Origin of the sequence: Polaribacter aquimarinus (assembly GCF_003129485.1) — a bacterium.
Classification (GTDB): Bacteria; Bacteroidota; Bacteroidia; order Flavobacteriales; family Flavobacteriaceae; genus Polaribacter; species Polaribacter aquimarinus.
Genome location: NZ_QFFG01000006.1, coordinates 61,424 through 86,014, shown reverse-complemented (window position 1 = coordinate 86,014; position 24,591 = coordinate 61,424). Strand labels below are relative to the sequence as shown.

At 25.7% G+C, this 24,591-nt stretch carries 23 protein-coding genes; all 23 read right to left on the bottom strand.

Annotated elements, in window-relative coordinates; genetic code table 11:
- Positions 1 to 8 precede the first annotated feature (8 nt).
- Positions 9 to 908, bottom strand: coding sequence for a hypothetical protein (locus DIS07_RS12840; RefSeq protein ID WP_109405663.1), 900 nt, complete (start codon positions 906 to 908; stop codon positions 9 to 11).
- 3 nt (positions 909 to 911) lie between these two features.
- The gene (locus DIS07_RS12835; RefSeq protein ID WP_109405662.1) at positions 912 to 2,336 is read right to left on the bottom strand and encodes an MBOAT family O-acyltransferase; all 1,425 of its coding nucleotides are present in this window, start codon (positions 2,334 to 2,336) and stop codon (positions 912 to 914) included.
- Positions 2,337 to 2,348: 12 nt separating this feature from the next.
- The gene (locus tag DIS07_RS12830; protein WP_109405661.1) at positions 2,349 to 3,521 is read right to left on the bottom strand and encodes a glycosyltransferase family 4 protein; all 1,173 of its coding nucleotides are present in this window, start codon (positions 3,519 to 3,521) and stop codon (positions 2,349 to 2,351) included.
- Between the two features lie 2 nt (positions 3,522 to 3,523).
- Positions 3,524 to 4,615, bottom strand: coding sequence for a non-hydrolyzing UDP-N-acetylglucosamine 2-epimerase (wecB, locus tag DIS07_RS12825; RefSeq protein WP_109405660.1), 1,092 nt, complete (start codon positions 4,613 to 4,615; stop codon positions 3,524 to 3,526).
- Between the two features lie 8 nt (positions 4,616 to 4,623).
- Complete coding sequence (locus DIS07_RS12820) at positions 4,624 to 5,922, bottom strand: phenylacetate--CoA ligase family protein (RefSeq protein ID WP_109405864.1); 1,299 nt, start codon at positions 5,920 to 5,922, stop codon at positions 4,624 to 4,626.
- A 2-nt stretch (positions 5,923 to 5,924) separates the two neighbouring features.
- Positions 5,925 to 6,899, bottom strand: coding sequence for a glycosyltransferase family 4 protein (locus DIS07_RS12815; RefSeq protein WP_235869144.1), 975 nt, complete (start codon positions 6,897 to 6,899; stop codon positions 5,925 to 5,927).
- Between the two features lie 31 nt (positions 6,900 to 6,930).
- Positions 6,931 to 8,253, bottom strand: coding sequence for an O-antigen ligase family protein (locus DIS07_RS12810; RefSeq protein WP_109405658.1), 1,323 nt, complete (start codon positions 8,251 to 8,253; stop codon positions 6,931 to 6,933).
- A 2-nt stretch (positions 8,254 to 8,255) separates the two neighbouring features.
- Positions 8,256 to 9,332: a glycosyltransferase gene (locus DIS07_RS12805; RefSeq protein ID WP_109405657.1), complete on the bottom strand. Its 1,077-nt coding sequence runs from the start codon at positions 9,330 to 9,332 to the stop codon at positions 8,256 to 8,258.
- Positions 9,332 to 10,441 (bottom strand): glycosyltransferase, encoded by a 1,110-nt coding sequence (locus DIS07_RS12800; protein WP_109405656.1) that lies wholly within the window; start codon positions 10,439 to 10,441, stop codon positions 9,332 to 9,334. Before DIS07_RS12800 ends, DIS07_RS12805 begins: the two co-directional genes overlap by 1 nt.
- Positions 10,441 to 10,983, bottom strand: a complete 543-nt coding sequence (locus tag DIS07_RS12795; protein WP_317045917.1) for a serine O-acetyltransferase — start codon at positions 10,981 to 10,983, stop codon at positions 10,441 to 10,443. Before DIS07_RS12795 ends, DIS07_RS12800 begins: the two co-directional genes overlap by 1 nt.
- 23 nt (positions 10,984 to 11,006) lie before the next feature.
- Positions 11,007 to 12,134 (bottom strand): glycosyltransferase family 4 protein, encoded by a 1,128-nt coding sequence (locus DIS07_RS12790; protein ID WP_109405654.1) that lies wholly within the window; start codon positions 12,132 to 12,134, stop codon positions 11,007 to 11,009.
- Positions 12,134 to 13,516, bottom strand: coding sequence for a hypothetical protein (locus DIS07_RS12785; RefSeq protein WP_109405653.1), 1,383 nt, complete (start codon positions 13,514 to 13,516; stop codon positions 12,134 to 12,136). Before DIS07_RS12785 ends, DIS07_RS12790 begins: the two co-directional genes overlap by 1 nt.
- Positions 13,517 to 13,525: 9 nt before the next feature.
- Positions 13,526 to 15,229 (bottom strand): asparagine synthase (glutamine-hydrolyzing), encoded by a 1,704-nt coding sequence (asnB, locus tag DIS07_RS12780; protein ID WP_109405652.1) that lies wholly within the window; start codon positions 15,227 to 15,229, stop codon positions 13,526 to 13,528.
- A gap of 3 nt (positions 15,230 to 15,232) precedes the next feature.
- The gene (locus DIS07_RS12775; RefSeq protein ID WP_109405651.1) at positions 15,233 to 16,177 is read right to left on the bottom strand and encodes an NAD(P)-dependent oxidoreductase; all 945 of its coding nucleotides are present in this window, start codon (positions 16,175 to 16,177) and stop codon (positions 15,233 to 15,235) included.
- 3 nt (positions 16,178 to 16,180) lie between these two features.
- Positions 16,181 to 16,861 carry an acylneuraminate cytidylyltransferase family protein gene (locus tag DIS07_RS12770; RefSeq protein WP_109405650.1) on the bottom strand — a complete coding sequence of 227 codons (681 nt, stop codon included), beginning with the start codon at positions 16,859 to 16,861 and terminating at the stop codon, positions 16,181 to 16,183.
- Positions 16,861 to 18,018, bottom strand: coding sequence for a UDP-N-acetylglucosamine 2-epimerase (gene neuC, locus DIS07_RS12765; protein ID WP_109405649.1), 1,158 nt, complete (start codon positions 18,016 to 18,018; stop codon positions 16,861 to 16,863). The genes DIS07_RS12770 and neuC overlap by 1 nt, the downstream gene beginning before the upstream one ends.
- A gap of 1 nt (position 18,019) precedes the next feature.
- On the bottom strand, positions 18,020 to 19,018 hold the full coding sequence (locus DIS07_RS12760; RefSeq protein WP_109405648.1) for an N-acetylneuraminate synthase family protein: 999 nt from the start codon (positions 19,016 to 19,018) through the stop codon (positions 18,020 to 18,022).
- Positions 19,019 to 20,008, bottom strand: a complete 990-nt coding sequence (locus DIS07_RS12755; protein WP_109405647.1) for a glycosyltransferase family A protein — start codon at positions 20,006 to 20,008, stop codon at positions 19,019 to 19,021.
- A complete protein-coding gene (locus DIS07_RS12750) occupies positions 20,005 to 20,940 on the bottom strand; it encodes a polysaccharide biosynthesis protein (RefSeq protein ID WP_181374601.1) in 936 nt (311 codons plus the stop codon). Before DIS07_RS12750 ends, DIS07_RS12755 begins: the two co-directional genes overlap by 4 nt.
- 4 nt (positions 20,941 to 20,944) lie before the next feature.
- Entirely contained in the window at positions 20,945 to 21,646 is a 702-nt protein-coding gene (locus DIS07_RS12745; protein WP_181374600.1) for an NAD-dependent epimerase/dehydratase family protein, read from the bottom strand.
- 1 nt (position 21,647) lies between these two features.
- On the bottom strand, positions 21,648 to 22,520 hold the full coding sequence (locus tag DIS07_RS12740) for a glycosyltransferase family 2 protein (protein ID WP_109405644.1): 873 nt from the start codon (positions 22,518 to 22,520) through the stop codon (positions 21,648 to 21,650).
- Positions 22,507 to 23,289 (bottom strand): glycosyltransferase family 2 protein, encoded by a 783-nt coding sequence (locus DIS07_RS12735; RefSeq protein ID WP_109405643.1) that lies wholly within the window; start codon positions 23,287 to 23,289, stop codon positions 22,507 to 22,509. The genes DIS07_RS12740 and DIS07_RS12735 overlap by 14 nt, the downstream gene beginning before the upstream one ends.
- Positions 23,290 to 23,358: 69 nt before the next feature.
- Positions 23,359 to 24,591 (bottom strand): glycosyltransferase, encoded by a 1,233-nt coding sequence (locus DIS07_RS12730; RefSeq protein ID WP_109405642.1) that lies wholly within the window; start codon positions 24,589 to 24,591, stop codon positions 23,359 to 23,361.

The window sequence follows — 24,591 nt, the reverse complement described above, 5'->3', positions numbered from 1 at the left end:
CTTATTACTTACTTTAAAAAAGATTTAAAATCTAGGCTAAATAAATTTGAACAAATTTTTCTACCTTTTAAATTAACATGCATATAATCGTAATAATAATCTAAATCATCCTTTAAAATATTAGAATGATTTATTATGGTAAAATTATAATTATTTTCAAAAACATAATTTTTGTTAAAATAAGGACCTATATAAATTATAAGTTTGCAATTATTCTGTTTTAAAAAAGAATTAATGTTTATTAAAATCGGGTTGGAAATTTTTAAATTCTCAACTTTAGGTTCTTGATATAATAGTTTTACTCCTGAGTTTGGGTAAGAATAATTTCCTTTTTCATCAAATTTATTTCTAAATTTAGGTTTTAATGCACTAAGAACTGCAGGAAAAAGTAACTCAAAATTATGATAGGAATAATTAAATAAAGGGTTTAAATTGGAATTAGTAATTATCTTTAATATAGATTTTTCATAAGATTTAAAATGACTTTTCACATAATCTCTATCTATAAAAGGAGAGAACCTATAATCGTTACTACCTAAGTTTTTAGTTGTATTTATAAAATGAGATTCATCTAGTGATAGTATTAAGTATTCAGACTTGAAACCAGATTTAAAGAAGTGTTTAATCATTAAAAATTGCGTTTTTAAATCTGTATCATCCATAGATAAATTTATACCTTTAACATCTAAACTTTCATCTATTTGCTTTGAATCTAGTGATGTTAAACCACGACTAGAACCCACTATAAAATAATCTAACTTTTCATTTGGATTAAAACCATTTACCAAAAAACTAGGTTTATAAAATTGAGATTTTTTTAAGAAGTAATTTGCAGAAAAAGAAATTATATTTCCTAAAATAAAGGTTAGAAAGGAATAGAAAATAATTTTTTTTATAAACTTTATCATTATTTAAAATTGAAAATATATAAAATCAGCATGGTTTTTAATAGCCCCAAAAAATGTAATTATAAGGCATAAAAAAATTAAAAAATATGAATTAAAATACACTTCTACCCTATTCTTTTTCTCGTTATATAATTCTATTATCATTGAGAAAATGATGCTAATAAAACATATAAGAGTAATTACCATATACTTGTCTGTTTGCACAAAGAAATTCAATCCTTCTTCAAGAGTTAATATTCTTTGAATATAAATTAATGAATTTGAAATTGTATCAGATCTAAATACTATCCAAGAAAACATTACCATAAGAAAAGTTAATATTGTTTTTATTAAAATATTTACTTTTTTAATCCCTATAGCTTGTTTTTTTGTTTTTGTATTTAATATAAATAAGGGGATATATAATATTGAATGTATAAAACCCCAAAAAATAAAAGTCCAATTTGCACCGTGCCAAAAACCACTAACAAGAAAAACTATAAAAATATTTCTAATCGTTTTTTTTAATCCATATTTACTACCACCTAATGGAAAATAAAGATAATCTCTAAACCAAGTAGAAAGAGAAATATGCCATCTTTTCCAAAACTCACTTATATTTATTGATAAATATGGATATCTAAAATTAGTCTTTAAATCAAAATTAAATAGTCTTGCAGTACCAATAGCGATATCTGAATATCCTGAAAAATCACCATAAATCTGAAAAGAAAATAAAAAAGCTCCTATAAGAAGAGATTCAAATGACTGATTTTCAAAATTATTAAAAATTCCATTAACAATAATTGAGGCATTATCAGCTATAACCACTTTTTTAAAGAATCCCCAAATAATTAATCTTACTCCAGAAACTGATTTATCGTAATCAAAAATTCTTCTTTTATAAAACTGAGGTAATAAATTAGAAGCTCTTTCTATAGGGCCAGCAACTAATTGTGGAAAAAAACTAACAAATGATAAAAATTCAATAAAGTTTTCTGTGGGGTCTAATTTTTTCCTGTAAATATCTATAGAGTAACTTAAAGTTTGAAATGTATAAAAACTAATACCAACAGGTAAGATTATATTTAATCGATTTACTGAAAAATTATCTCCAAAAAAAGAAAAAGAATTAGCAAAGTTTTCTAAAAAAAAATTAAAATATTTAAAAAAACCTAGTAAGCCAATATTTATAAAAATACTTACAAATAGCAATAATTTTCTATTAATAGTTTTTGATGCTTTTTTTAATTTAATCCCAACTATAAAATCTACAGACGAACTAAAGAAAATTAACAAAAGAAATCTCCAATCCCAAAAACCATAAAAGACATAACTTGAAACTAAAATTAATACATTTTGTTGTTGTACTTTTTTTGAAAATACAAACCAATAAAGTATAAAAACTATTGGTAAGAAAATTGCAAAATCTATTGAGTTAAAGAGCATATTTATAGATAATTAAATAAACTTTTTAATTTTATTCATTTGATAATCTAAATTATAATTATTCTTATGAATTGTAATACAATTAGAAGAATAACGAGCATAATATTCTTTGTCTATGCCTTTAAACTGTAGAATGTTTTTTTTCAAATGATTATAATCATTCGGTGCCGAAACTATACCTAATTGCTGTTTAATAATAATATTTGCAGCTTCACCAGAACCAATAAATAGAATAGGCATTCCTAACTGCATCATTTCAAATATTTTTGAAGGTACTGCTCCATAAATTTTATTTTTTAATGGTACTAGACCAACATCATACTTTATAATTTCTTCTTTTATTTCATTTGCTGGTCTAACGCCATGAAAAAATATGTTTTTATTATTTTTATTAGCAATATTTTTTATTTTTTCTTCATCCATACCAGCTCCATAAATGTGGAATTCAGAATGTAATTCTTTAAAATTTATATGCTCACATATTTGTAAAATTCCTTGTGCATAACCTAATAAACCTGCATAAACAATTTTTAAATTTCCTTTTGTTTTACTTTTTACAGGATAACTTTTATACTTCGGAACATTTCTGTAAATGATATTTTTTTTAATTACAATTTTGTTTATATGAGAAATAATTTCTTCTGATTGACCAATAATTTTATCAGCCAATTTGTAATTATATTTTTCAATTTTTTTTAAAAAATTATAAAAAACACCTTTTTTTATGACTTTAAGTTCTAATGCTGATAATGGCCAAATATCTGAAACATTTAAAATGTTTTTACAAAATAAAATTTTACTCAGAATTAAACCAGATAAAGCAACTAATAAAGGTGGAGATTGTATTATAATTGTTTTTGGTCTTTTACTAATAAATCCAAAAAAAGAAAACCACAATGAAATTGCAAAAGATAACATACTTAATAACCTAAGAAAAGGAGATTTTGATTTTGAAGGAAATATCCAATATCTTTTAATTTTAATATTTTCTAGAGTCTCTTTAACAAAAAATTTATTTTTATAATCATCATAAATTTTTCCTTTAGGATAATTAGGCAATGGACATATAATGGTTACTTCATATCCATTATTTTTTAATCCTTCAGCTAGATTTTTAATTCTATTGGCTGCTGCTCCCATTTCAGGAGGGAAATAATTTGTAATAATTACAATCTTTTGATTCAAATTTAGATATCTAAAGTTAGTAAATGTTGTACAATTCGATAAGCAGTTTTGCCATCCCAAAATTTAGGAACTTTACCTTTTTTCCATTTTCCGTCAAAAATTATAGATAATGATGCTTTGATTTTTTTTGGGTTTGTTCCTACTAATTTATTTGTGCCCTGAGTTATTGTTTCGGGTCTTTCTGTATTATCTCTTAAAGTTAAACAGGGTACTTTCATATAGGTTGTTTCTTCTGTAATTCCACCAGAGTCAGTTATTACACATAAGGAATTCTTAACTAAATAATTAAATTCTAAATACCCCAAAGGTTCTGTCAAATGTAAGTTATTAAAATTTACATTTAATTTTGAGATAATGTTTTTTGTTCTTGGATGAACAGGAAAAATAATTGGAAAGTTATTTGATGAACTAATAATTTCTTCCAAAAATGATTTTAACTTAGACTCTTCATCAACATTTTTAGGTCTATGCATAGTTAAAACAATATATTTCTCTTTTTTTAAACTTAAATCTTTAAAAATTTGAGGTTCTTTTAATCTACTAGAATTTGCTATTAAAGTATCTATCATTGTATTTCCCACAAAAAAAATGGCTTCCTCTTTAACACCGATTCTCTTTAGATTATTAACAGCAACCTCAGAGGTAACATAGAAATAATCAGTTATAGCATCTGTTACCATTCTATTTATTTCTTCAGGCATTGTCTGATCAAAAGATCTAATACCTCCCTCAACATGAGCTACTTTGGTTTGATTTTTTTTCGCTACAATTGTACAAGCCATTGTTGATGTAACATCTCCAACAACTAAAACCAAATCAGTTGGATTATTTAATAATTCTTTCTCAAAAGCAATCATTATTCCAGCAGTCTGTTCTGCCTGAGATCCAGAACCTATTTCTAAATTTATATGTGGTTCTGGTATGTTTAATTCTTCAAAAAAAGTTCCACTTAATTTTTTATCATAATGCTGCCCAGTATGTACTAATCTATAATCAATAGAATTTCCTTTTGGTTTTGCATCTAAGATTTGATTAATAATTGGCGCTATTTTAACAAAATTTGGTCTTGCTCCTGCAACTATAGTTACTCTCATTTAGTATGTTATTTAATTAATGAAGTAAACTGTTTTAATTTTCCACTTTTAGAACGCTTTAATTTCTCTAATTTAACAAAATTTATGTCTAAATCTGGCTCTAAATATTTAATTAAAGCATCTGTTATTTTTATTTCTTCTGATTTTGTCAGTTTCATATCAGAAATATATTCAATTGTAAAGTTATCCAACCTATTTTGAATTACTTTAATTTCTCGAATTTTACCAGAATCTTCCATCACAGATTTAGTAATATAATAAAACGTGAGTCCAGGAGATACTTTACCACTGGGCAATTTAATAATATCTTCGTTTCTACCTTCTAGTTTTTCTAATAAATATTTTTTTGAATCTACTTTCTTAATTGCTCCTCTATCTCCTATTTTATAACGTATAAATGGATGGGCTTTATTGAATAATGAGGTGATTACAATGTCTCCTATTTCTCCATCTTTAACAGGTTTATTTAAATCGTTTAAAACTTCAACATACAAAGTACTTGTATTTAAAATCCAATTTCCATTGGCATCTTCAAATGCTATTAAATCTAATTCAGAAGCTCCATATTCGTTAATAACTTTAACACCAAATCCTTTTTCTAAAATTGTTCTATCACTTTTAAATAACATTTCTGAGGTGACAACACAAGCTTGTAAAGTTGGACAAATGTCTTTTAATAATTTCTTTTGTGAAATTAAATATTTCGCGAAAACTACTAAAACACTTGTATAACCATTTAAGTAAACAAATTTAGAACTTTCAAATTTCTTCAACCATCTCTCTATTGCAGAATGAGAAACATCAAAAACATCAAATCTATATCTATTTGAAAAAAAATCTTTCAATAACTCTTTTTTTCTATCAAAACCATTTTGAGGGATTCCATAAAATCGAGCTTGTTTTTTTCCATACAGTTGATGCCAATTAAATCTATTCTTAATAACAGCCCAAGTTAAAGCATGAGAAAACTTGTCTTTGGCAAAATAAAAAGGGTTACCTGAGGATCCAGAAGTTTTATTTTTAAATATTCTGTCTAAGGTAAAATTATCACTTAACCTTTGTTGCAAAGAAATTTGTAAATCTTTTTTTTCTAGAACAGGGAGTGATTCCCAGTTATGCGTTTTTAACTTAACAATTTCTCGGTAAAAGTTATTGTTTTTTAAGTGAAAGTTAACAATGGCTAGTTTTTGATTATTTATAAACTCTTCATATTTTTCAGCTTGAATACCTTCAATTTGTTTTAGTTTTCTTTCTGCCTTATTGATAGGGAAGCCGTTTAATTTTAAAGATAAATCAATCAGGTTCATACTTATGAATTTAAAATACTTAACCATTTATTTCTAACCACACTCCAATCATATTCTTCAACTTTTTTTCTTGCACTAATTGCTATATTAGGATATTCATTATTTAAAATTGAAGTTATGGCATTTTTCATTTCAATAACATTGTTTTTCTCAACTAACATTCCATCAATTTTATGTTTTATCAAAAAAGGTATTCCTCCGACATTTGTAGAAACAACTGGTAAGCCTAAAGCCATAGCTTCTATAACACTAACAGGTGTATTATCAATATTAGTGGTATTTATAAATATATCATAACTTTCAGATTTCTTATGCCATTCTTCTTTTGTAATGACATTTGTAAATTCTACAGAATTTTCTAAATTATTATTTTTAAGATAGTTAATTGATTCTTTGTAAGAAGTATCTAAAAAAGGCCCTACCATACATAAAGTAGCTTTTGGGTATTCTTTTTTTAACAAAATTAAAACTTTTAAAGCTAGAATAGGATTATAAATACTTTTAAAAGATCTTACCCATAATAGCCTAGGTTTATAAAATTCTCTTTTTTTAAATGGATATTTTTCTATGGAAATGGTATTTGGAATATTTAAAGTTTTAAATCTATGTTTTTCAAAAATAAATTTTAAATAATTTGAAGGAGCAACATTTATGTAAGAATATTTAAATATTAAATTAGATAAAAACTTATTATTCTCTAATCTATTCGGAAGGTTACCACCATGTAAAATTGGAATATATTTTAAGTTAAAAAATCTCGCTAATTGAGATATTATTAAAGCATAATAAAAATTTGTTGTACTATAAGTATCTATTAAAACATAATCTACTATTTTTCTTTTTGTTATAGTAGAAAAAATCATATCTGATAATCTTAGTATTTTATTCTGCATATTAGAGCTAACAATTACATCAAACCCTTCATTTTTTAAATTTGTAACTAAACTTAATAACGCAGTCGGATATTTAGTTTTCATGTTCAAATTATTACCTATATATAGAATTTTTTTATTCATCTATATTTTCAATTCTTATCAAGCTTAAACCATATATAAAACCAGGTAAAGCAATCCGCATTGCAGAATGGTTTATTGTCAAAAACCAAATGGTATAAAAAGAAATAATAAAAGCTTTTTGCAAAAAATTACCTCTAAAAAAATTAAACAGAGGTACAATCATTAATAATAAAAGTAAGAAAAAACCTATAATACCATGTTCTTCTAGTAATCTTCCAACTTCATTATGTGATGCTCCAGTAACATGTTCTATACTCTTTAATCTTTCATACTTTCCATTACCCACTCCAATACCTAAAGGGTTTTTTAAAAAATTATCTAATTGAACTTCAAAAATATCTATTCTTCCAGTAGTAATATCTTTTTGTATACCAACCGCATTTTTTCCTGTATATCTATTGTTAAGCATGCCTCCAGTAATATTAGATGTATAAAGCCAAACAGCTACTATAAAGAATCCGGCAATAAAAATATATTTTAAAAGCACTGAAAAAGCAATTTTTTTATAGAGAATATAAAACAATGAAAAAACTAATAGGGTAATAAAAGATGTTATAATACCACCCCTTGAAAAAGTTAATAAGCCTCTGTAACTAAAATAAATTAAAAAAATTGAATCTAAAAAAAGATATCCAGTTAACTTATATTTTGAAAGTATAAATACTGTTAAAATAAACATTCCTAATCCAATAGCTGTAGCTACTTGATTTGGTCCAAAACCTCCAGAAGTTGCAAAATTAGCTTCACCTCCAAAAACAATTTCTTTTAAGTCAGGAGTTCTAAAGTATAGATAAATTATCATTGAAAACAATGGTAATAACATAAAGAACATAGCGTCTTTTAACAATTTTAGTTTTATTGGTCTTTGGAAAAAGTAAAATGCTGAAATTCCTAAAACTATTGGACCACTTAAATTAAACAATACATTTTTTCTTAAAGATTCTCCTTCTGGCACTTGTGTAAAAACAATACCTATTAGCAATAAAAATAAATAGGCTAAGTATTGAATTGAAAAAATTTGCTTGAATCTTCCCGACAACATACCATATACTAAAAAAACAATAACAGCATATTTACCTGATTCATATAAAATGAAACCTCCAGTCATTCTAATAAATACCTCTGCACCAACTAAATATGCGGCAGAAAGAAAAGCTATTTCATTTTCATTACCTTCAATAAAAATTAAATATAATGGTATTACAATACTTAAAAAACCCATCATACTGGGGAACAAAGGGAATGTTCCCAAAAAACCAAATACAAGATGTACAATAATAAAAGTAAGTTTGTTATTTAAAATTCTATTCTGCACAATTAATCTTTATATATTTCAATTACTTTTTTAAAAAAACTTTTTTTAGAATAGTTTTTTAAAACGTTAGCATAATGCTTAGCGGAAAATTCTTTTCTTTTTTTATTAGAACTTACTAATAGTAATATTTTTTCTGATAATTCATTATAATTTTTAGAGTTAACAACATATCCAGAAACACCATCAATAACAACTTTAGAGCATTCGCCAACATCAGTTACGATAACAGGTAATTTGGCCAAACCATATTCTAACAAAGCTAAAGGTAAACCTTCAGAATTAGACGATAAAATTCCAATTGAAGATTGATCTAAAATATTTTCAATATCTAAACATGATCCATAAACAAAAATATGATTTTGTAATCCCATTTTTTTTATTAAATCTAATATTTTTTTAGAATAGATTTCATTATTCTGTTGTCCAACCAAATGTAAAGTCCATTCTTTATTAACTGAATGAAATAAATTAAACGCTTTTATTAATGTTATATGGTCTTTTTGTTCTCTGAAAGCCGCCAAATGTATAATCCTCTTATCATTTAAGCCTTTCAAAATTGTACTAGAATCTGAATTATTGAAGTTTGGGAAATTGTTTAAAAAATAAACTTTTTTGCATAATAGTTTTTCTTTTGCCCATTTTTCTAAGTCAGAATTAACACTAATTATTGTCTTAAAAAATAAAGAAAGAAACTTTAAAGGAAATAATTTTCTATGATTTAAACTCTGAATAACTCCAAAGTGATCGTGCCAAATAATTTTAACTTTAGGGTAAATAAATTTAACACAGACAGCAATAAAATAAGAAGTACTATGAGCATGAATAATACTAATATTATTTTTAATAATATAACTTCTTAGGCTAAATACCGATGTAATGTCAATCTTTTTTTTTCTATTTAAGAAAACATAACCTACTTCTTTTTTTAGATTACTCTTTAATTTACCTTCTTTTCTTGTAGTACATAAATGAGAGCCATAATTTAAATTATGAAGTTCGTTTGCAATATTAACTGCTAGTACTTCAGCACCTCCAGTATTAAGGCTATCTATTATCTGAATTATGTTTAATTTTCTCATCAGATTAAAAGCTTTTTTATTTCTGATTCGAATTTATCTAATGTAAAATTATGCGACCAATTTTGAGCAAGATTTACTTTTTTATGGTAATTATTATTTTCTAAAATATTTATTACAATTTTAGACAGAAGGTTTTCATCAGTTTTATCATCAACTAATATCCCTCTATTACCATAACCTAACATAAATTCAACACATGAAACTTTAGAAGAAATGGGCAAACATTTCCAAAACATAGCTTCTGCTACAACTTTTGGCCACCCTTCGGATTTGGAAATAAAAATTAAAAAATGAGCTTTTTTAAAAGCCTCTTTCACAATGTCTTTTGATTGATTGCCATGTAAATAAATATATTCTCCTAAAGATTTTTCTTTGATATAATTTTTCACCTTTTCAAACTCATCTCCATTTCCATACATATCAAGCTGAATATTATAATTAGTAGTCAACAATTTTTCAATAGTTTTTACACTTAACATAGGTTGTTTACCTTCAGAGAATGCGCCAACATAGATAAACCTAATCAATTTAGAAATATCTTTATCAGATATAACTTCTATTTCAGTAGCTCTGTATGAGGCTGTAAAAAAGGGAACAATATTTTTAGACTGATTTTTCCATTCTCCGTAAACCAATACTTTACAGTTTTTAGTTAAGAATGTATTAGAGAGAATCCATTTTTGAATTCTATAACTTAATGGTTGTTTGCTGTTAGGATCCCAATTACCGGCATATTTAACAGTCTTTTTCTTATTTGGAAATAAAATTTGAACTAAACTACCCAATAATCCAATATTACCAGGACACCTTAAATGTAAATGATCTGTTTTATATATTTGAAAAAAGAGCATAAAAAAAATATATGGCATACTAATTATACTCTTCAAAGATTTACCAAAAGAATTAAATACTAATGCTGGTATTGATTTAACAATTGGTTCTCTATTAAAATTTTTTATTAATAAGGGTTTATGATATTTTGTTGGTGAAATAATTGTGGTTTCACAATATTTCATCCAGATATTCATTTCATTAACATAAGGTGCGTAAGCAAAATATTTATCCTTTTGCTTTATTATTGGTGCGTCTGAGATTACTAAAAAATTCATTAAATATATCCGATAGAACTATTTTTATTGATAATTTTTGCTGGCACACCAATTACTGTAGAATTATCTTCTATTGAATTAATTACTAATGAATTTGCAGCAACAACACAATTGTTACCTATTTCGATTTTACCTGCAACAACTGCATTTGCACCAATATAAACATTATTCTTAATAATTGGAATTCCTCTTTTATCACCTCTACCACTAACTCCGATTGTTACCCCTTGAGATATATTACAATTGTCACCTATTACGCTTTTAGCATTAATAATAATACCTCCAAAATGTCCAATATAAAATGATTTACCTATTGATGCTGAATATGGAATAGAAATTCCAGTGATAATTTCAATCCACTTTTGAAACAAAATAGAGATTAATAGAAGTGGTTTTTTAATTAGTTTTGGCAAATTACTTTTATAAATAAAATTAGATATTCTATAGACACAGATAGCCCATAAACCTTGGGTAGTTATTATAAGAATTAGTGCTGGTTTACCACTATATTTTTTATATTTTAAAATATCTGATTTAAACAAAATATTAATTTATTTTTTAGGATTTAAGATATCGACTTATAAAATTCTAAGTTTTGTTCTATGATTTTATCTATTTTAAACTTATTTATAACATAATCTCTACTTTTTAAACTCAACTGCTCTCTTCGTTTTTGGGAGGTTAATAATAAAGAAATTTTATCTACAATATCTTCAATAGAATTAACATCATGAAAAAGAACAGAATTGCTGTTTCCAACTATTTCTTTATAAGGTTCTATTTTACTCGCTACAATTGCTTTACCCATTGACATTGATTCTATAATTGTTAAACCAAAAGATTCTGCTAATGAAGGATAAACACAGATTTGAGCTTTCTCTATTTCAGAAGGAATTACATCATATGGCAAAGCTCCTAAAAATTTAATACCACTAATATTCTTTTCTTTTATTATTATCTTTAAATAATCTGTATAAGATGCATTTTCTTTAAAAGACCAATCTCTTCCAATAATATCTAAAGTTGCTTCTGGAAACTTTTGTTTTATAAAATAAAAAGCATTTATCAAATTTTCTACTCCTTTTTTTTCACAAACAGTACCAATAAACAAGAGCTTAAATGGAATTTCTTTTATAGGATTAGAATTATAAAATGCATCCAATTTAACTGTGTTAAAAATTGTTATAAATTTAAAATTAAATTTTAAAAACTTTTTTGTTTGATTTCCTACATAATTGGTAACTGCTATAAAGTAATTTGCTTTTTTAAACGATTTTTTTTCTTGATAACTTCTCCAAAAAGCAGTTTTCTTCCCTAGTTCATTTGCAAAAAAATGATGACCTCCATGTAATCTTATTACTTTTTTATAAGAAGTTTTTTTTGGAAAAAAAGCAAAATTTAATTCACTGCCTTCGATAAAATCTATAGGAGAGTAATTATTAATTTCTTTTATTTTTTTTTGAATTTTCAAATTATGATGGTAAAACTTACCTAAAATCCAATTAGATTTTTTTAGCTTGTGTACCTTAATCCCATTTACTTCTATAGATTCATCATTTTTATAAATGCCAATTACAGATACTTTAACATTTTGTGCCACTAATTTTTCAGCTAAAAACTTCACAAATGTGCCAATACCTCCATAAGTATTCTGATTATCTGGAAATTCACTCGTAAGAAAAATGATATGCACTATTTTATAATTTGATTAACTATATTCAAAGATATATTATCATTATCAATATTAATAATATTAAACCAATCTTTTCCTAAGGAAAAGTTAGTTTTACTAGCTTTTTCAATAATTTTAAGAATATCATTCTTTGAATTCACCCAAAAAACTTGGTTTTTATCAGGCATAGATTTAAAATGTTCAAAATTATAAATAGTTTTAACAGACCAATTTTTATCTTCACAGGTGTCATAATTTAAATATGCAGCAGGCCTATCAAAAGCTGCAAAATCTAACGCTATTGTAGAGCCTATATTGAAAACTAAGTCGCTATGTTTGCAAATATTGGCTAATAATTTTATATCATCATAATATGGAAACAAAGTAGACCAGTGCTTGCTATCATTACTCCAAAGAGGATGAATTGGTATTATTAAATCTTTGTATTTTTCTATAACTTTATCATATCTACTAGAAATATCTACTGGACATCTTCTAAAAAGAATCTGTATTTCATTTTCTTTTTTGTTTTTCTTTATTTCTTCTGCTATATCTTGTAAATAGTTTTGGTCGTAAGGAGAAGTTAATTCATCACCTCCAGAAAAACATACTGTTCTCTTACTTAAATCTAAATTATATGTTTTGTAAAAATTTTCTTTTTTGTCTATTATACTTTCTTTCTTGTAAAAATCGAATTGTGGAGACCCTGTAATAATAATATTTTCTTCATTAATTTCGGGATAATAAAATTTAAGCTCCTTTTTCATATAATTAGACCAAACAACATATTTTTGTGTTCTTAAAGCTAATCTTCCTTTAGGAATATTATCCCAAGAATAAATCGCTCCAATAGTTTTTATTTTTAATTGTTTTGCAGCATGCAAAATAGGTATAGCTTTTACAGATCTTTGATGTGTAAAAAATAAACTCTCAGGATTTAATTTTTCTAGAAATTGAATGTCTTTGTATATAGTACTTTTTATAGTTTGTTGATACTTCTCTTCAAAATTTAGAATTCTAGAATATTTTTTTGACAAATATTTTCCTGATTTTTCAACCAAAAAATAAAAAGCTTTCTTTAAAACCCCTTTTTTACTAGAATTCCAATTTGTTAGTATAGTAGGGTTATTTACTATTTTTGAATTGTAATTTAATCTTGCATATGCAATTGCCTCTCTTAAAAATTTTTGTTTAAAAGGTTCTTTAAAAGTAGGAATAGCTTTAGATTCAAATTCTATATTATGAATTTTTCTAACTTCATTTAAGGCATTCTCGTCTAATGAATGATAAATAAAAACATCTTTTCCTTTTTGAATTAAAATAGGAATAATATTAGAAAAAAGATAATTTTTTATACCAGTTCCATCAGGAACTACAAACACTATTAATTCTTTTTTTTTCATCAATATTTACTATTTATTAATTAAAAGCGATAAATTTAACCATTGCCAAATATGAAAACTAGAGTCTAATTCGCACTCCTTATATAGTTTTAATTCTTTTTCTATTTCAGAAAAATTAAACCAAGAAGAATATTCTGAATCTTTAAGTGTTTTTAGTTTATTAAGAACAAAATCAAATAATTCATTTTGTAACCACTCCCTTTGTGGTGTTTGCAAAGGTCTTTTAGGAGCGTAAGAAATTGAATTACTCAAATATTCTGACGCAATATCTCTAATCATTTTTTTTTGAACATTATTTTTAATCTTATACTCCAATGGTTGAGAAAATGCAAATTCAACTAATCTATAGTCTAAAAAGGGCTCTCTTAATTCTGTTGAAAAAGCCATAGATATTCTATCATTAAACCTTAATGCCCTTGGAATTTTTGTGTAAAATAAATCTCTATATTGTTTATTTAACAAATCATCAGAAAATGGTTTTGGATAAGTAGGTTTATCTGCATATTTTAGAAATTCTTTAGTTAAAACATTTTTTTTAAATGGAGAATTAACTACCCCTTGTATGGTATTAGTGTTATTATTTGACAAATAATAATCGTAACCAGCCCATTGCTCATCCATACCTTGTCCATCTAATAAAACTATTGTATTAAGATTACGTGCTTTTTTAAAAATATTAGCATAAGCTACTGTAGGTATACCTCCATATGGTTCGTCTTGTAAATCTGATATTTTTGCTGATAATTTTTTTACATCATTAGATTTTAGTAAAACTTTTTCTAATGGATTATTAGTATGAGATATCATTTCTTCAACCCATGGAAGCTCATCATATTCTTTATTATCACAATAAAAAGTAAAAGCTTTTATGTTCTTTGTGCTTTTTTCATTATTTATTAATGCCAATAAAGTAGAACTATCCACTCCACCGCTTATATTAAAACCTATGGAAACATCTGCTCTAAAACGAAGTTTTATACTGTCTTTTAGAAGTTTTGTATATTTTTCTTTGGATTCTTGATATGATAAATTTTGTGTAGAATATTTTCTAATTTCTTCTTCAAAAAAATACCACTTACTAATTTTTAAATTGTTTTTTTCATATTCAATATAATGTCCAGCGGAAAGTTGATGAATATCTTTCCAAAAAGTTTCATGCGGTAAACCATAAGAACCATAAGAAAAATAATTAGCCCATACTTTTTTATTTGGTTTTTTTATTATGCCTGTTTCAAATAAAGCTTTAATTTCAGAAGAAAAATAGAAATCTTTTTCATAAAGACAATAATAAAACGGTTTTACACCAAATCGATCTCTAGCTGCAAATAGTTTTTTCTTCTCAGAATCCCAAATAGCAAAAGAAAACATACCATTTAATTTATGAAGACAGTCTTTTCCCCATTTTAAATAAGCTGCTAATAAAACTTCAGTATCAGAATCTGTTTTAAAACAATAATTAAGTTCAGATCTTAGTTCTAAATAATTATAGATTTCTCCATTAAAAGTTAAATAATAGCGCTTGTTAACATCAGTAAAAGGTTGATTTGCATTTTTTGTTAAATCTATAATAGATAATCTGTTATGCCCTAACATAACTTCATTATCACCATAAATCCCTGTGTTATCTGGTCCTCTATGATTTTGAGAAGCCAACATCTTAGTCAATATTTTTTTATTGGACTTTTCACCAACTATACCAGCAATACCACACATAGGTTAGTTTTTATTAAAGTTTTTCAAAAACTTATTAGCTATAAAAATTTCAGTTTTCTCAATAGATTCCTTGGTATATCCAGATATATGAGGTGTTATAATAACATTCTCATTTTCTTCAGCATATTTGATGAGTTTATTTTCTTCTATATCAGGCTCTCCATACAAAACATCTGTAGCATAGCCTTTTATTTTACCTTTATTAAGAAAAGTAATAATGTCGTCTTCATTAACTACACCTCCTCTTGAGGTATTTACAATATATAATGACTTTTTAATTTTACTTAGAATCCTTTTGTTAATTATAAAATGAGTAGTATCATCATAGGTAATATTTATTGATAATATATCTACCTGAGTAATTAAATCTTCTAGAGATTCACAATTTGTATATATGCTTTCTTCAAAATCTATTTTATCATGGTAATAAACTTCCATCCCAAAAACATTTGCATATTCAGCAATAATTTTACCTAATCTACCTAAGCCTAGTATACCGATTTTTTTTTTATATAATTCTTCTCCTTGAAATAAATTTCGATTCCATTGGTAAGATTCTACATGCTTAAAAGCACTTTTAGATTTTCTTATTAAAGCCAATAGAAGTCCAAAATTATGCTCTGCAGTTGCCCTAACTTCTTTTAAAAATTCTTTTTCATTTTTTAGACTTATAACTTTAATATTATATTTTTTGCATGCAATAATATCTATATGATCTAAGCCAGTAACAGCACAAAGTATATATTTACATCTTGCATTTTTTAAAACTTCTTCAGTAATTTTATGGTTTAACCTAAACCAAAAAATATCACAATTTTTTAATGATTTTTTTAATTCTGATTCAGAATTTATTTTCACATAACAAACAGAAGAAATACTTGATAATATATCTAAAGCTTGGTTTGTTAATTTTTTTATACCAGAAATATGAGCAATTACTTTATCCATATTTTAAATATCCAGATTTTTTATAAGTAGATTAGCAATCATTAAATCTCTTTCTGTATCAATATTTATCCATTTTTCTTCGGGCATTATGTACGCTTTTTTATTCTCAAGAATTAATCTATTATTTGATAAAAAAGAATCTTTTTTTATAGCATAAAAAGCACCGTTTCTAAGGTAAACAGGTTTTAAATCTTGTCTTCTTTTAAATTCATTTTCTTTTTCTAATGAATTTAATTTTTGATTATGAATGTTATACATTCTTGCAGGGTGAATGTCATTTAACTCAACTACAGATACAACACATTCTAACTTCTCATCATCTTTAAACATTTTTATAACTTCATCTATATCTTTACCTGTTCTAGCAGGTGCAGTTGGTTGCAATAATATTATGATATCAAAATCAGTATCAAAACTATCAAGCACTTCATGAATTACAGGTTCTATAGGTGATGAATCTGAAGAATTAGCAATACTTCTTCTATGGTAATTACAATTATTTTGTTTAGCAATATCAATTATTTCTTCGCTATCAGTAGTTACTGTAAAATGTGATAAAAGTTTACTTTTCTTAGCTGCATTTATAGAATATTCTATGAGAGGTTTTTCATTTAATAAACGAATATTTTTCTTTTTTACTCCTTTAGAACCTCCTCTGGCTGGTATAATTCCTAAAACTTTCATTAATATTCAATCGTTTTATGAAACGTAAAATCTGTTGTTGCTAAAATGTCAGCAATTTTATTTCCTGAGTTTCCATCGCCATAAATGCTTTCAGAAACAATATCTTTAGCGTTTAATCTATTTTGAATAGCATTAATAATTTCAGTTTTATCATATTCTACATCAATTATATTAGAACCTCTTTGTCTTTTATTTTGACGAGAACCAATATTAACAGTAGGTACCCCCAAATAAGAACATTCTCTAACTCCTACACTTGAATTTCCTATTAGGCACTTACTATTTATTAAAAGTTTTAAAAAATCTTTTGGTTCCATATTCTTAAAGAAATGAATATTTTGAGGTTTTTTAGTCTCTCTAAAATACCTAATTCCATTAGAGGTGCCGTCTGAACCTGCATCTACATTAGGCCAAAACCAAAAAGTAGGTATGTCTAGCTCATGTATTGCTTCTAGCGTTTGTAAAACATCTTTTCTTGCAGAATTATACTCAGTTGTAACAGGATGTTGCATTACAACTAAATAACCTTTTTCCCAGTTTATTTGTTCTCCAACACCACCGTACTTTTCTATAGGCTTAAAATCTAATTTTGGGTTTAATTTAATTTTTTTTGCTAAATCAATAGAAGGACAACCAGTATTAAAAACCATTTTCGGGTTTTCACCCATTTTAAGTACTCTTTTTTTTGCTTCTTCTGATGCTACGAAATGTAAATCTGCTAATTTGGTATTAGCATGTCTTACTTTTTCATCAATGTTTCCAGTAACTTCACCACCCTGAATATGAATTAATGGTATATTTTGATAAGAGGCAGCTATACTTGTTGCTATAGTTTCAAACCTATCTGCAATGGTAATTACTGCATCTGGTTTTAAATTATAAAACACATTAGCTAACTCCATAACACCAAGTCCGGTTGTTTTTGCCATAGAAGAAGGATTTTCTCCTTCAAGCACCATAAAAACTTTCTCAGATATTATAAATCCATCATTTTCGATAAAATTTACTGCATTTCCGTACCTGCCCAATAAAGCAGATCCAGCTATAACTAGTTGTAATTCTAACTTAGGATGATTTTTAATTGCAGTTAAAGCCGTTTTAATTCTACTGTAAGAGGGTCTAGCAGTAATAACAACACATATTTTTTTTTGCGACATATTATAGAATTAAATCTTCATAATTTATAAAACTCCATTTTTTTATATCATTTTTAATTTTTTTTCCTAAAACTTTTTCATAATCACTTGCTAAAATACCATATCCTTTTGGTTTTTTTGCTTCTAAGTCATTAAAAGTAATTGTGTGATTTTTCGGCAAATCTTTATTAATTGCTAGAGATTTTTCAAATATGGACTTTAAGTTTAAAAATTGAATATTATCTTTTTTGTTAATAGGATTATTTATAGCGTTTTTTATGTTTTTTACAGCAGTAATCATTTTTTTCGTTTCTTCAATTGTCAAAGATGATTTAGCATCAGGACCAAACATTTCTTTATTAAAAACTACATGAAATTCAAGTATCTCAGCCCCCATAGCTGTTGCAGCAATAGATGTCTCTATTTTAGCGGAATGGTCTGAAAAGCCCACTGGAACATTATAACGTTTTTTTAACTCCTGAATAACATTTAAACCAAATTGATTAGGACTAGTTGGGTAAGCTGTTGTACACTGTAAAATTGAATATTTTACATTCTTACTTTTTAAAAATTTTACAGTATTATCCAATTCCTTAAAAGAACTCATTCCAGAAGAAATTATTACTGGCTTTTTTGTTTTTGCAATTTTATTAAGCAATAAAAAATTATTTACTTCTCCAGAACCTACTTTATACCTTTTTACACCAACTTGTTCCAATAAGTCAACAGCAGCGTTACTAAATGGAGAACTCATAAATTCTAAACCAACTTCCTCACAATGAGATTTAAGCTCTTTCCATTGTTTTAGCGTAAATTCCATTCGCTTCCAATACTCAAAACGAGTTTTATCTTGTTTAGAAAATTTTACTCTGAAAGGTTCGTAAACACTACTCTCTGCTTCAGCAATATGGGTCTGAAATTTTATTGCATCCACACCAGTTTTTGCTAGAGCATCTATATAAGAATGTGCTATACCTAAACTACCATCATGGGCTTGTGCTATTTCTGCTATAGTAAACATTTATTTTAAAAATTGTTTTTTAATAAAAGAAACTAATTTAAGTTTTAATTTATAAGGAATGAATTTAGAAAATAAATAAGAATTATCATGCATTAGACCATGAAAATTGAAGTTTTTCTCTTTAAATGATTTTAAGCTTTCGAGTTTCTCTAAGTATAGTTCTTTTTCTAAAGTATTTCCCATATGCCATATATAAGCTTTTGTAGAAGATAATCGCCATTGATGGGATATATCTAATGGAATATCTAAATATTTAGTTTCAGAACCTCCAGAAGCTGCTTTATTTGACTTTTCTTTAGGTACATAATTTAAAGTTAATGTCCTTTTTATAGTACAACAAAAATGTCCTGCACCAATAAGAGCATTAACATTATTTGACTTTAAATATGCAATATTTTTATTATAAAGTTGTTCTGTTAATTTTTTATCTCTCCCTATACTTTTATGAAAATTTTCTAAATCACTAAAACTACATAATTCACTAGTTTTCTCTTTTTTTAATACAAAGATATTGCTAAAAATTGTTGAAGCTGCGAAACCATAACTCCCAGGCATTGGATTCATAGAAACTAAACCTGCTTTAGGAAAATTATTAAATATATTGAAAGTATTAGAAAGCCAATTTTTATCAAAAAAGACATCCGCATCAGAAAAAGTAATTATATCTTCAAAACTTGCTCTTGCTTCTGCAATTATGGCATTCATTTTACCTACATTTTCTTCATTAAAAATGGCTCGGTCTATTTTTTTCTCTTTTTTTAAGTTAAAAATATATTGATTTACTTCATCACATGAAGCATTGGAAATTACAGATATAACTGTATCAGTATTTATAGTAAGCAATAATGATTCTATACAAACTTTAAAAACATTTAGAGAATCTTTAAAATATCCCTCAAAATTTGGAATATATACAGGTATAATTACTCTATGAGATTTCTGAAGAATGTCAATTTCTTTATGAATATTGGGGTTAGTTCCTATCCTCACTTGTTGTTTTTTTGGAAAAAATTATTCTTTTTTAATTTGTCATATAATTGTTGTTTAGAAACTACGACATTTTCACTTGAAAATTCATTAAAATTCACTTTAGAGTCATTGAATATTTTTTTATAGTGCATCATATACATATTTGTATTTTCATCTAAAAAAGTCCTTGGTATTTCTTCTTTAGCAATCATAATTTCATGAATCTTCTCAGAAATTCTTGGTACACCTAAAGAATACTTTAAACCAAATTCTTTTTTATAAATTTCAAATAGATCTAAAACTTTAAAACTTGATATATTAGGTATAATATTATATCCTGAATAGTTAAAAGAGTTATCGATAAGGTTTATTGCTTCTTCTACATCTATCATAAAGCGTGTCATTTCAGGAGAATATAGCTTTATTTCATAATTGTTTTTTATAGAATCTAAAATTAATGGAATAATACTTCCTGTAGAATTTAATACATTGCCATAAATAGCTGTTGTTAATCTTACATTAGACTCTTCGGCATTAACAATAAATGCTTCTCCTCCTATGAATTTCATTGCTCCATAAAGTGTTGTTGCTGCTCTACTTTTATCTGAAGAAATAAAACAAGCTGCTTCAAAATTATTTTCTTCAGCTACATTTCTAGAGTTGGTAGCACCATTTATTATAGTTCTTATTGCTATGTCCACATTTTGATCTACAGCTTCGATTTGCTTTAAAGAAGCTGCAAAAATGCCAAAATTATGCCCTTTTGCAGCTTTTTTCATATGATCAAAATCAGCTACATCTCCAATGATACATTTTATTTCTGGAAATTGTTTTTTTAAAAAATAATGTTTTGCTTCATCTCTACTATAAACCGTTATTTGAGCTTTATTATAGTATCTCTTTACAATTTCTCTACCTAGATAACCAGCACCACCAGTTATAAATAACTTCATATTTTTATTCATTCAAATAACTTTTTAGGGTTGTAAATAATTGAAAATCGAATTTAGAATTTAAGACAATAGGTTTTTCATCTTTGTATAAATTATAATAATTTTTCAATTTTTTGTGTAAATCTAATAAATTTACTTTATGAGTTGTGAATTCTTCTTTTGATTTAAAATTTAAGATAGCCTCTACTGCGAAATCAACATATAACAAATTTAAATCAACATCATTTATAAAACTTTTTTTTCCATATATAATGTCACTACAAAAATTTGCAACTACAGACGTATGATTAGGTTTTGCAAATGGACCAAAAATATTAGGAAAAACAATTTTGACAAATTTTGTACCCCAATCTTTACATGTATATTGCAAGGTTGAACTGCTTTTTCTTTTTGATCTTCCATAAAAAGTATCTTTATTCTCATGAATTGAACTTGTGAATAAGATATTACTTTTTAAGTTATGGTTGTTTAAAACATCAATTAAATGCTGATTAATTTTTATATTTTCATCATAAATTAAGCTTTCTGGTATTGCTCTGTGCACAGAAGACAAATGCAAGGTGAAATCAATTTTATCTGGAGTATATGGGTAAATGCTATCGTTAAATCTTGAGATAAAAAATAAATTATACTCATCTGTTATACTTATCTTATTTATTATGTTTCTACCAATAAAACCATTGGCTCCAGTTATTAATAAATTCACACTAATTAAATTTAATGTTTTTAAGTTTTCTCATAGGGTAAATATATTTATCTAATAAATTTAATTTAATTTTAGATTTAGGAAATTGAAAGTTATATCTATTTACCCCAGAAATCAATAATTTTGAAGCAATTTTATACATAACAAATGGATTTTTTATACCCATTTTAACAAAGTTATTATAAATTTTCTTTTCCAATCCAATATACTTACTATTTTGTAATGAAAGCCTAGAAATGTTATTATATTCTCTATAAAAAGTTAACGGTTCTTCAATATAAATTACCTTATGTTTATAAAACATCCTTTGGTAAAAATCTGTGTCCTCTCCCACTTCTAAAGTCTCATCAAACATCATTTTATTATTATTGAAAACTTTTTTCCGAATTAATGGTGTCGATGCTTTAACAAGCCAAACCCCTAAAGCATTCCAAAAAACATATCCTGACCTCTTGTGTGCTTTATTTTTTGAAGCCCCAAGTCTTTTATTTAAAAGCTTTCCTTTTTCGTTAACAACTTCTATTGATGAGTGAATACAATCTATTTCTGGTTTATTATTTAATAAGTTTACTTGAATTTCTAATTTATTGTTTTTCCAATAGTCGTCATCATCTAAGAAAGCTATATAATCTCCTTTCGCTTTATTTATGCCATAATTTCTTGCAGACGAAACTCCGCCATTATTTTTAAAAAAATAAAGACATTTCTCATATTTGTTTACGACATCTTTAGCATATTTTTCTTTTGAACCGTCGTCTATAATCAATATTTCAAAATCTTGAAAAGTTTGGTTTACAACGCTTTTTACAGCCTCTTCTAAATAATTTGGCCTATTGTATGTTGTTATTATAACAGAAACTTTAGGCTTTTGCATAAGTTTTTATTTTTGTTATAATTCTCTTAAAAATACCTCTAAAAGTTTTTCTTTTGAATTCGTTAATTTTCTTTTCTAATATAAGCAGATGTTTATAATCTTTATAGTAAATACCAAAATTGCTTTCTAAAATTTCTCTATCTTCTTTTTCTTTAATCGTTGCATATTCTGGATTATTACTTATACCTAACAAATCGAAAGATGTAAGCAATATATTAATATGCTTAAATTTATATTTTTCTGATAAAAAACACTTTATAAAAAACTCTCTATCTGAAGCAATAGAATATTGTTCATTATAGTTTCCCATTTCTTTAAAAATACTCTTTTTTATAAATGTACTTTGATGTGGAAGCGAACTTTTAATAAAAAAAAGTGGTGTTAAATTATTTGGGAAAATTTTTTCTCCTATATCAAACTTATAGTCACCATAAATTATATCACCGAAAAAACCTTTATGGTTGATGAAATTATGTAATGCATTTATTCCATTTAAAGAATCACCACTATTTAAAAATAATAAATATTCTCCTTTCGCCTTGTTAATGCCTTTATTCATAGCATTATAAATACCTGTATCATTTTCACTTAACCAAAAAGTAATTTTTTCTTGGGCGGCTAATATATGGTTAACACTATCATCATTAGAATTTCCATCAATAATAATAAATTCAAAATCTTTAAAAGTTTGAGATACTACAGAATCTATGGTGTTTTTTAACCCTTTTTCATTATTATAATTAATAGTTATGATAGATAATTGCTTCATGGCATTGTGTATCTTCTTAATAAAATGACTTTAATAAATCTAAAGAAAAGCGATTAGAATTTCATATAATTAATCTAAAAGCTCATTATATAAAGAATAGTATTCTGTATATTGTTTTTGAAAAGAAAAATTAGTCTTTGCATATTCACGAATTTTAGTATTATCAAAAGTACTTTTTTTGTCAATAATTTCTAAAATTGATTCTGATAATGATACCGGATTTATGTTATTTACTAAAAGTCCTGTTTTATCTTTTAAAATGTGCTCTTGAATTCCTCCAATTTTAAAACCTAACAATGGTGTACCTGTTGCAAAGCATTCTAAAATAACATTTGGTAAATTATCTTCCCTACTAGGTAAAACAAAAACATCAGACAAATTATAAATTTCTGCTATTTTATGTTCATCATAAATTCTACCTAAAGAAATTACTCTTATATTATCGTTAACTTTGATATCATCTTTTCCAATTGTAACAATTGTTATAGTCTTAGAATCAATTAGGTTTATAGCATTAATTAATAAGTCAAAACCTTTTCTAAAATTCCTAATATCTTCTGCCACAAAAAGAATAACAAATTCATTATTATTTATTGAGAATTCATTTCTAATGTCTTCTTTATTTTTAATGCAAAATACGTCCAAATTAATAGAGTTTGTAATTTTTTTCATTTTTAAATTTGAAAAAAAACCACTTTTATTAGCCGTTTCCAATAACCATTGAGATGGAGAAACAATAGCCCCTCTTTTAATATAATTAATATTCTCCTTTTGAATTTTTTTTATCTTTAAATTAAAATCTTCTATTTCTTTTGAATTGTTTAACGCATCATTCTCATAGTGAAAAATACCCATAAATGGATTCATATCATGTAAAGTCCAAACTATAGGTTTTTTGCATTTTTTAAAAAAAGAGGTATAGTCTATGATACCAGAAACCCAATGTAAATTAATAATATCTGCCTCTAAAAATAATGGATGTTTCTCTATCTTAAATTTACTATAAGGGGACGATATGATTTCAAAATTATTTTCGTTAGAAAATGACTTAATTTTATTGTCAATTTTTTGTTTTCTTGATAAAAAAAACAAAAATTTAATTTTTCTAATTATTCTATTAACGATATTTAATTTATGGTAGTCGAAAAAATTATCTTTAATATGTTTATTGTTAAAGTCAATTGTTAAATTTGTTGATATGTAAGCTGATGATATACCATTTTCAGTTAAAGCATGGTGCAGTCTTTTAGCAGCAATTCCAGCCCCTCCCTTAGATGAATATGTAATATGCAGAACTTTCAT